Source organism: Endozoicomonas numazuensis (assembly GCF_000722635.1).
Lineage (GTDB): Bacteria > Pseudomonadota > Gammaproteobacteria > Pseudomonadales > Endozoicomonadaceae > Endozoicomonas_A > Endozoicomonas_A numazuensis.
Genome location: NZ_JOKH01000006.1, coordinates 205,590 through 213,105 on the forward strand (window position 1 = coordinate 205,590; position 7,516 = coordinate 213,105).

General features: G+C 46.4%; 7 protein-coding genes and 1 CRISPR repeat array. All 7 genes read left to right on the forward strand.

Annotated features, from left to right (window positions below):
- Window positions 1-142: 142 nt before the first annotated feature.
- The 7 genes from GZ78_RS21705 (at window position 143) to GZ78_RS21740 (ending at window position 4,913) form a co-directional block, all read left to right on the forward strand.
- Entirely contained in the window at window positions 143-925 is a 783-nt protein-coding gene (locus GZ78_RS21705) for a hypothetical protein (protein ID WP_236631646.1), read from the forward strand.
- Between the two features lie 117 nt (window positions 926-1,042).
- Window positions 1,043-1,810 (forward strand): hypothetical protein, encoded by a 768-nt coding sequence (locus tag GZ78_RS21710; RefSeq protein WP_034840881.1) that lies wholly within the window; start codon window positions 1,043-1,045, stop codon window positions 1,808-1,810.
- A gap of 106 nt (window positions 1,811-1,916) precedes the next feature.
- Window positions 1,917-2,198 (forward strand): MazG nucleotide pyrophosphohydrolase domain-containing protein, encoded by a 282-nt coding sequence (locus GZ78_RS21715; RefSeq protein WP_034840884.1) that lies wholly within the window; start codon window positions 1,917-1,919, stop codon window positions 2,196-2,198.
- Between the two features lie 70 nt (window positions 2,199-2,268).
- Window positions 2,269-2,712: a hypothetical protein gene (locus tag GZ78_RS21720; RefSeq protein ID WP_034840887.1), complete on the forward strand. Its 444-nt coding sequence runs from the start codon at window positions 2,269-2,271 to the stop codon at window positions 2,710-2,712.
- Between the two features lie 53 nt (window positions 2,713-2,765).
- The gene (locus GZ78_RS21725) at window positions 2,766-3,347 is read left to right on the forward strand and encodes a pyridoxamine 5'-phosphate oxidase family protein (RefSeq protein ID WP_034840890.1); all 582 of its coding nucleotides are present in this window, start codon (window positions 2,766-2,768) and stop codon (window positions 3,345-3,347) included.
- 187 nt (window positions 3,348-3,534) lie between these two features.
- Entirely contained in the window at window positions 3,535-3,933 is a 399-nt protein-coding gene (locus tag GZ78_RS21730; RefSeq protein ID WP_034840892.1) for an MAPEG family protein, read from the forward strand.
- Between the two features lie 533 nt (window positions 3,934-4,466).
- A complete protein-coding gene (locus GZ78_RS21740; RefSeq protein WP_152558880.1) occupies window positions 4,467-4,913 on the forward strand; it encodes a hypothetical protein in 447 nt (148 codons plus the stop codon).
- A 559-nt stretch (window positions 4,914-5,472) separates the two neighbouring features.
- A CRISPR array of direct repeats spans window positions 5,473-7,516; the repeat unit is 29 nt; unit sequence CGGTTCATCCCTGCGGGCGCAGGGAACAC.

Below are 7,516 nucleotides of genomic sequence, written 5' to 3' on the forward strand. Positions count from 1 at the left end.
TTGTCGAAAATCAATAATAAATACTTGTTCATTTTTACTTATCCAATGTCTGCAGATAGACACAGCGGCCTCTGCGACTGTTGAAACGGTATTAGGACAGCAAAAAGCAGAACTTCTGACTCTGGCACACCAGGGGGACTTTTTGGTTCGGGTTTTATCTGGCAAGGTCGATGGTAGCACCCGGCATATCATTTTAATGGGAGAGGTGCATGTCAAGGATGAGTATGCTGACTGGCTTGGGAGAAAAATTCTAGACCACTTCTCTTTCAGAGGACTGGAAAATTTATCCGTGAATAGTTCTCTGGCGAAAGCAATGCTATTACCCGCGCGAATAGTTCGCGAGACATCAGTAGCACTTTACAGTCAATTACATAACAGACCAAAAATATCAACGATATCGATTGCATGGGAAGATGGGCACCCAATCCCTCCTGAAGAAGATCTGGATGCACCCATCATTAATATTCATCTTGAAAGTGGAGCCAGCGATATTGTGACTACCGCTGCCTGGAACTATTCGTTAATGGTTAAAGTAAATTTAATAACGCTGCCATTACTCTTGCATTCCAAATTTATGAGAAGTAGCAAGTTCTGCTCACTGATCAAAATAGCCTTGTTAGAATCGTATTTACTGATGGAGCCACTCTGCTATGGATTATTGAGCCTGCATAGAGGATCACGTAAAGCTTACTTGGATAGCGGTGTAGATCTTGAGACCGACCACCCCATATTATTTCCAAATCAATACTATTTACTAAATTATCGAAATCGCCTGATGTCCGACAATATTATAAGGGCCCTAAAATTTCACAGAGAAAGAAAAACAATGCTGGTTATTGTAGGCATGGCGCATGTTACCAGTCTGGAAAAAAGACTTAAGAGAGATTACAATTTCAGAAGCACTCCATTTAGTAACAGTCAGTGAAGAGATTTTTCCACAAGCTGGACCTGTTATTTAAGGCTTCAGTGACTTTTAAGAAAGTGATCAATAATTTATTCGCTTGTTTGTTCTTTTAATTATGATTAAGCATCCAGGCAACCTATGAAAAAGCACACCCTTTACATCATACTCCTTTTATTAGCCGGCTGTTCAGGTCAGGAAGAGGGAACAGTTATTCTGACACAACAAGTGTACTTACCAGAAGATGACCATGACGCTATCAACAAAAATTACTCGCAGTTAGTTGATATACAAGATGATGTGGCTCGTCGTTACGAAATAGGTTCACGCACTCAAAAGTATGTTTTAAAGAAAACAGAACGCCTGGGTAGCACCCTACCCAGATTCAATATGGGCTTAGATGTGACTGGGGCACAGATAAATTTAAATTACTCTTTATTTCTCGCCAATATTAAAGAAAACAACAGTAAAGAGGCCATATTAGGCCTGGTTGCCCACGAGCTGGCCCACGCCCAGCACTATCATTATTTTTCGTTATACGAGTTACTTCAGTTAGCCATTCGATACCATTCTTACGAGAAAAAAATGGCCAACAGTCAATGGGCAAACTGGGTAAGAGCCTATGAGAGATTCACAGACCTGCAGGCCATTGCCTATGGCTACGCTAACCCACTCGTTGAGCAAAAACGTAAAACACTATATTACCTGATTTCAGAGTCTGCCAATGAAGCACAGTTTTACGCATTTGGCGCCTATCTGACCGAACAGGAAATCATTGATATGCGCACTAACCCTGTTCTGTTTCATCAAGCTCTGCAAGAAACACTGACTGTTCTTGAATGGCCTATTTTCAGTGAAATTGCCAGCCACTTCCCTAATATGACCCGACATAAACTTTCTATTGAATAAAACCTCACGTTACTCCCTCCACATAACCCTTGCCATATATTTCAAAAACCCGAAGAATTACTGCACTTATTGATGCGGAAGTGTCAGGTTTTCAAGGCAGAAATATATGCGACTGATGGATTTACAACAAAAAATAAAAGACTCTGATTTCAATCCGGAGCAGGCTCACGGTTACTTCCTGAAACTGATCGAAGAAACCGGTGAACTGTCTGAAGCCCTTCGAAAAGGCAAGACCGGTCAGCCAGACCAGGAGCATCTGAAAGGCTCCATAGCTGAAGAGTTGTACGACGTACTTTATTATGTCTGCGCTCTGGCTAACCTGCACGACATCGATCTTGAAAAAACACACGAAATGAAGGAAGCCCTGAACAAAATTAAGTACGGTTGAGGATTATCCACCTTCCGGACTTCTATACTTCTGTTCCTGACATCCGTGGCTATGTGCAGGTATTACTTTTATGAAAGCCCCACTTACAGGTTTATTAACCCTCTTCCTTTTGACGGGTTGCGCTCAACTTCCCAAAAGTTATCTTGGTATCTGGGAGGGAGATGACACTCCCACTCTCGGGATCATGAACCGACTGAATATTACGGACAGCACCATCAGCTTTGGCAACGGAGAAAACATCAACAAGCCTGTCGTCTGCAAAGCTTCTTATAAAGCCGAAGAGAAAAAGAATGGCCAGTACCTTCTTAAGCTCAAGGATAAGGCTTGTGATTATGCCAAAGCCATGAACCCTGAGTATCTTAGGGAGATGGCTTCATTTACGATCTATCTCAGCAAGAACCCCTTTGGCACCAAAAGTCCCTTTTCTGACAAAGCAGACACCCATAAAACCCCCTATCTTTTTATTCGCAGTGAAGCTGGAAGTACCGATTATCGATTCTCAAGGGTAGAATAGAGCGGCCTCTGCAAAATAAAGCCTTTTTAAACAAAAAGAAGCAGGTCAACCCAATGGGAAAGCTCTACGACGAAATCACTGAAGAACATATCCACTTTATAGAACAACAGAATATGTTTTTTGTAGGAACCGCTGCAGAAGAAGGCACGGTCAATATTTCACCCAAAGGTATGGATTCTTTTCGTGTCATCTCCAACCGCCAGATTGCCTGGCTGAATCTAACAGGCAGTGGCAATGAAAGCTCTGCTCATGTCCAGATAAATCCCCGAATGACTATTATGTTCTGTGCCTTTGAAGGTGCGCCACTCATTCTGCGACTTTACGGCCAAGCCAGAGTTCTTCATCGAAACGATGATGACTGGGAACCTTTAGTGTCTCTTTTTCCTGAAACGGCAGGAACCCGGCAAGTGTTTGTTCTTGATATTGATCAGACCCAGAGTTCCTGTGGTAAAGCAGTGCCTCTCTATGAGTTCAATGAACAACGGGATGCTTTAAAAAAATCATCTGAACGCAGGGGTCAGAAAGGTATTGAACAGTACTGGTTGCACGCAAACCAGAAAAGTCTGGATGGCTTCCCTACTCGCATAAAAGAGCTGACAGGCCTTGAGGACAACCCAGAGGATAACTTAAGATAGCAGTCTTAATCAGGAAGACTATCCACTTTAAAATAAACAACCATGCTCGTCTGAGGACGATTTGCGATGATCCAATAGCAGGTCATACCTATATTCTGAAGGCTTCATGGACTCAGAAAGTCTTTTCATTTTCCAGATGAAAGGGCTTTCACGATAAAATAAAGACAGCTAAAAACGGAGATTTCGCATGTCTATCCCCCTACTTTGTATAGCACTGCTGGCCATCCTGTGCCTTGCTCTAGGTTTTAATGTATCGATAGCCAGAGCTAAGGCTATTGTTGCTTACGGCAGTAAGGATGATCCAACCTGCCCACTCTATAAAGCTCAGCGAGCCCATGGCAACACAATAGAATACGCGCCAATCCTTGCCATTCTATTTTACGTACTGGGACAATCTCAATCCGCAGACTGGGTCAGCTGGACAATGATTCTGGTCACCTTCTGCCGTTACCTGCTGGCACTTGGATTGCTCCTGCCCGCCACAATGGCCAAACCCAACCCCATGCGTTTTATAGGCGCACTGGGCACTTATATGGGTGGCCTTGTTTTGACTGTAGTCCTGTTACTGACGGCTCTGAATATATAAAACAATAATCTTTGATTTCAGTAGGATCACTGCCTCATTCGTTACGAGCAGTCAGTGATTCTTTCCATGGGGATGATGTTGGAAAAATTATCGAATAGCAGATCGTCTTTCTGTATCGTCCCGATCAGCGTGAACAGCCAGACTGGATACTTCTCTGGTCTGAGATCGAGTTCCAGAAAACGTGTAAGTAAAAATATCCTCAACCCGAGATGACTTTTATTCAGAATTGCTTCAGTTACTTCGTTTGCCAAGGTGTATTTAATAACGACTGTTGACGGCTGAACCCACTTAACCTTTTAATCAGTTTTAACCCCGTACACCCAGTTTGATTTCATGACAATTAAAGATACTCAATCATTCTATCTAACATGAATATCGAATTCAGAAAATACAGCTAATATTGGCTATGAACACTTTTGGGAGTAGCTGTATGTCCTCTCTCTACATCTCCCTTGTCCAACGCTCGACGTACACCACCCTGATTCTATTCAGCCTCTTACAAATCAACCTAGGATGAAGCCACGGCTGAAAAGTTGGCTTATTACAACGCTGTGTTGTTGAACACAGGCGATGCTATCAGGATTGAATCCCCCTATGAGCTCCCCGTGAATATTGTGCGTTTTGATAAAAATTATGAAAAAGGCTACCTGACTCTACCAACCCATGGTGGTGGTTATTACCTTGAGGTTCACGACACTCCTCATTTATGGAGCCATCTGAGTAATCATGGGGGAGGCTATGTTCTTCTGGGTAAAAACGTGGGAGAAAAGACCTATCACATAACCGCTTTTAATATTCCTTTTGGTAAAGCCATTTATGCACCAGGAGGCGTAATACACTGCGATGGACTATTAATTGGCAACGTACTTGCCATCTACACCGTCACAGAGCACTATTCTTCTGCCATCATTATTTCCCCCAATGGTTTGACACCCTCTTTGACTATTCCCGAATACACCCGCTCCATCTCAAGACAATAACCCACTGGTATGTTTTCGTCCGACTGACTTTCATGCCTTCAACGCTTTTCCCTTCTGGGCACCCTGCTTGTTATGGCTCTTTTCTGTGGCGAAAGAGCTCACTGCTTTCCAGATCCTGTGCCATTTTTTACACCATAACAGGCTTAAACCACGAATATGTCCAGATGCTAATGGGGCACTCCACTGGAAAAATAACGACAGAGTACCAGGAAGGGCACGAGATCCGATACGAGTCTGTAAAGGCTGGACTGAGCCTGAAACGTTTAGAAATTTTATCGTTATTTTTCGAGTTTTTTACGATGATGTTACGACGGGCATAAAAAAAACCACTATAAAGGTGGGCTTTTCTTCAGTGACATCAATCACTTATTTGGTAGGTGGTACTTCTGTCGAAAGTTGTTATGCCTCCTTACTGTACCAATGATCACACAAGCTCAAGTATATTAGATACCTCCAAAAATACCCCGTTCTTGAATAGACTCAGCTATATCTATTAACAACTGACATTGTATTTTAAGTGCAACTTACCTCCTATTTTAAATAACAACAATCTAATTACCGGTTCATCCCTGCGGGCGCAGGGAACACACGCATCCACGCTCTGCATTGTGCCTGGTGAACGGTTCATCCCTGCGGGCGCAGGGAACACGCCTGAGGGTGTAGCCGATATGTTCCTCACTCACGGTTCATCCCTGCGGGCGCAGGGAACACAGCTGCTGATGTTCCTTTTAATTTAGAGGATGCGGTTCATCCCTGCGGGCGCAGGGAACACTTATTAGCGACTCCATTGGAGATAGACCAGCCCGGTTCATCCCTGCGGGCGCAGGGAACACAGCTGCTGATGTTCCTTTTAATTTAGAGGATGCGGTTCATCCCTGCGGGCGCAGGGAACACTGCATCTAATGGTTTTGTGAATGGGCAAAAAGCGGTTCATCCCTGCGGGCGCAGGGAACACCACTGAAGTTCCTTCCTCTGGGATTAATGAAACGGTTCATCCCTGCGGGCGCAGGGAACACGTCAGACAGCCTGTTTAACATGTTTGTAGGATCGGTTCATCCCTGCGGGCGCAGGGAACACTTTATCGTGTTTTTTAACGCTACCCCTCTACCCGGTTCATCCCTGCGGGCGCAGGGAACACCCGCTTCTGGCTATTACTCTTCAGCGTCATACCGGTTCATCCCTGCGGGCGCAGGGAACACATCTGGTGGGTTTAGTTATTTCACTGAAGTTCCGGTTCATCCCTGCGGGCGCAGGGAACACTGTTTTTTAGACATTGTGGAATAACTCAATCGCGGTTCATCCCTGCGGGCGCAGGGAACACGTGCGAGGTTTACTCGCCAACCAGTCAGCATACGGTTCATCCCTGCGGGCGCAGGGAACACCAACTCTCTGACCAGCCTGTTTCGCTCGAAAACGGTTCATCCCTGCGGACGCAGGGAACACTCATACGGTCTCGAATCACTAGCCAAAACCAACGGTTCATCCCTGCGGGCGCAGGGAACACTTTCTGCAGCAATCATTTTATCGGTCGCTACCCGGTTCATCCCTGCGGGCGCAGGGAACACCGCAACGTGCAGCTGTAACTGATGTCAAAGCCCGGTTCATCCCTGCGGGCGCAGGGAACACATCCCGTAAACACGATTTGCTCCTTGTGGGTGCGGTTCATCCCTGCGGGCGCAGGGAACACATCTTGTTTACCCGATACCCGGCAGACACTTCCGGTTCATCCCTGCGGGCGCAGGGAACACGATGGGATGACTCTCAAGGAAAAGTCGTGAAACGGTTCATCCCTGCGGGCGCAGGGAACACTTTCAAACTGTGAGGTTAGCTTATCAGCCGCTCGGTTCATCCCTGCGGGCGCAGGGAACACTTATGTAGTAATAGTTGGGCTGTATCAGAAAGCGGTTCATCCCTGCGGGCGCAGGGAACACGCATACGAGCTGGCTCCGAATACTTTCAGTGTCCGGTTCATCCCTGCGGGCGCAGGGAACACACCATAGAACCGGACGTACAACATGCCAGTATCGGTTCATCCCTGCGGGCGCAGGGAACACTTCTATATCCCTGGGTTTTTCGTCACCGTCTTCGGTTCATCCCTGCGGGCGCAGGGAACACTCTGCATACTGGTGAGTAATTTTCAATTCTGGCGGTTCATCCCTGCGGGCGCAGGGAACACTGATTGCTGTTGCTGATAACCAGAGCGGATACCGGTTCATCCCTGCGGGCGCAGGGAACACGGATTCACGGCCAAGTGTCACGATGGTCAGTACGGTTCATCCCTGCGGGCGCAGGGAACACCAGCCTCCGGATTTCGTCGGCCAGCTCAATATCGGTTCATCCCTGCGGGCGCAGGGAACACTTCCCTTTTCAACTGCCCAAGTGACCCGGAGGCGGTTCATCCCTGCGGGCGCAGGGAACACTGATTTTATATGGGATGATTCTAGGGCGTTGCCGGTTCATCCCTGCGGGCGCAGGGAACACCGCTTCTATTTCCAGCTGTTTATCTAATGAGACGGTTCATCCCTGCGGGCGCAGGGAACACCGACACAAAAAAAGGCCAGTGCTGCCACTAACCGGTTCATCCCTGCGGGCGCAGGGAACAC